This is a genomic window from Vibrio genomosp. F10 str. 9ZD137 (assembly GCF_049974785.1).
In the GTDB taxonomy this organism is placed as follows: Bacteria; Pseudomonadota; Gammaproteobacteria; order Enterobacterales; family Vibrionaceae; genus Vibrio.
Window position 1 is genome coordinate 1 of record NZ_JBNGCJ010000479.1, and the last position, 2,047, is coordinate 2,047.

Annotated in this window: 3 protein-coding genes; 2 read left to right on the top strand and 1 reads right to left on the bottom strand. The window is 44.9% G+C overall.

The window, feature by feature from the left end; all coding sequences use genetic code 11:
- Positions 1-333, bottom strand: a 333-nt coding sequence (locus ACP45E_RS11535; protein ID WP_141707308.1) for an ACT domain-containing protein, incomplete at its 3' end; no start/stop codon positions are given.
- 196 nt (positions 334-529) lie between these two features.
- On the opposite strand from ACP45E_RS11535, the gene ACP45E_RS11540 reads away from it, so the two are divergent.
- Positions 530-730 carry a hypothetical protein gene (locus ACP45E_RS11540; protein ID WP_017033997.1) on the top strand — a complete coding sequence of 67 codons (201 nt, stop codon included), beginning with the start codon at positions 530-532 and terminating at the stop codon, positions 728-730.
- Between the two features lie 107 nt (positions 731-837).
- The coding region (locus ACP45E_RS11545) for an ATP-dependent DNA helicase (RefSeq protein ID WP_141707309.1) at positions 838-2,047 on the top strand (1,210 nt) is incomplete at its 3' end.

Sequence of the window (2,047 nt, forward strand, 5' to 3'; positions counted from 1 at the left end):
AATGTCGACATCTAAACTGCCATCGTAGTTCTTCATTAGAATATCACCCAAGCAGTGAGATTCTTTGGTCACGAGAATAACAATACGCTTGCGGGTAGAGCTGACTAAACGACGTTTTGTGCCCTCAGGAAGCGCTTGGTCAAGGTCGGCGAGCAATGTTTGATCGTTAAAGTAGCCTTCCAACTCAGTACGCATAAAGAAATGCCCACTGGTGTTATCTACAAACTCATTGTTATGGATGATATTGAGTTGATGTTTGTAACAAATATTGGTGATTTTTGAGATCAGCCCAGGTGCATCTTTGCTGTGGGTTAGGAGTGTTTTTTTTTCCATTTGTGGTTTGCTTCCATTAATTATTTTTTTGGGCTTAAAACTAATTTCAGGTTCCGTGAACGGTGACGTAACCCTCAATATACCTGCTATAATTAATCTATTATCGACTATGTTTCAACAAAAGATGTTGCCAAGAAGCTAGGTTTATTCTTTGTTGTTGTCGATTCTATCGTTAGAAGTAATAGAGGTGCTGTATATGGATAAAGAATTGCTAGCGCGTAAATTGTATGTTGAACGAGTCAATGCCCTTATGGGGGATAGCGAAATCAACGAAACAGTTTTGACAGAAATGTGGGAAAGCAAAGCGTCTCCGGCTGATGCTGCCAAAGCTATGTTAAATGAAGACAACGGATTCGATGGACCAGCTTGGCTCTCTCGATACCTAAATAGAAAATAGGCCCTCCTAAGATTTAGCAAACACCTCCGGCGAGGATCACAATCTGATTCGCGCCGGCTCACTAAAACTGACATAATCCATTCATCTCTTTTTGCCAGTTTATTCACATGATTTTAAAAACCTTCTCTGCTGATGGTGCGCTGGGTAAAGCGATTCCCGGCTTTCAACCACGGCAACCCCAACTCGATATGGCACAAGCTGTCTATGAGGCAATTGCGCAGCAGAGTCAACTGGTCGTTGAGGCGGGTACGGGGACGGGAAAGACCTTTGCGTATCTTGTTCCCGCATTGCTCAGCGGTAAGAAAGTGATCATCAGTACCGGATCTAAAAACCTTCAAGAACAACTCTTTCACCGAGACTTACCCTTAATGGTTGAAGCCCTTGGGTTTTATGGTCAAGTGGCGCTGCTCAAAGGTCGCTCAAATTATCTTTGTTTAGATCGCTTGAGTCGTCAAATGGTCGAAAGCCACACCAATACCGCAGATCCGACGTTACTCACTCAATTAATCAAAGTGCGCAGCTGGGTATCGCAAACTAAAAGTGGTGATTTAGGGGATTGTGATGAAATCGCTGAAGACAGCCCTATTATTCCGACCATTACATCAACCAATGATAATTGCCTTGGAAAAGAGTGCCCAAGCTATACGGACTGTTTTGTACTCAAAGCCAGAAAAAGAGCGATGGATTCAGATGTTGTGGTGGTGAACCATCACTTGTTTCTTGCCGATTTGGCTATCAAAGAGACAGGTTTTGGAGAGCTGATCCCAGAGGCTGAAGTGTTCATTTTTGATGAAGCGCACCAATTGCCTGACATCGCAAGCCAATATTTTGGTCAATCAGTGTCAAGCCGACAGGTTCAAGAGTTGGCTAAAGACATAGAAATCGCCTACCGAACAGAAGCGAAAGATATGCGACAACTGCAAAAAGTGGGCGACAGTCTCGTTCAATCTGCCATGGATCTGCGGATTGTTCTTGGCGATGCGAACTTCCGCGGTAACTGGCGTGAAGCGGTCGGCTCTCCAATCATTGCCCGCGAACTACGCCGTTTACAAGACGCATTAGATTTTGCCATTGAAGTGCTAAAACTCGCATTAGGTCGAAGCCAATTGCTCGATACCGCCTTTGAGCGTGCCAATCTCATCAAGGCAAGGCTCGAACGCGTCTGTGATGTGTCGATAACGGGTTACTCCTACTGGTTTGATACCACGCCGCGCCATTTCACTCTGCACATTACGCCGCTTTCGGTTGCCGATAAGTTCCAAGAACAAATTGAGCAAAAACAGGGCGCCTGGATTTTCACTTCAGATCGGAAGAGCG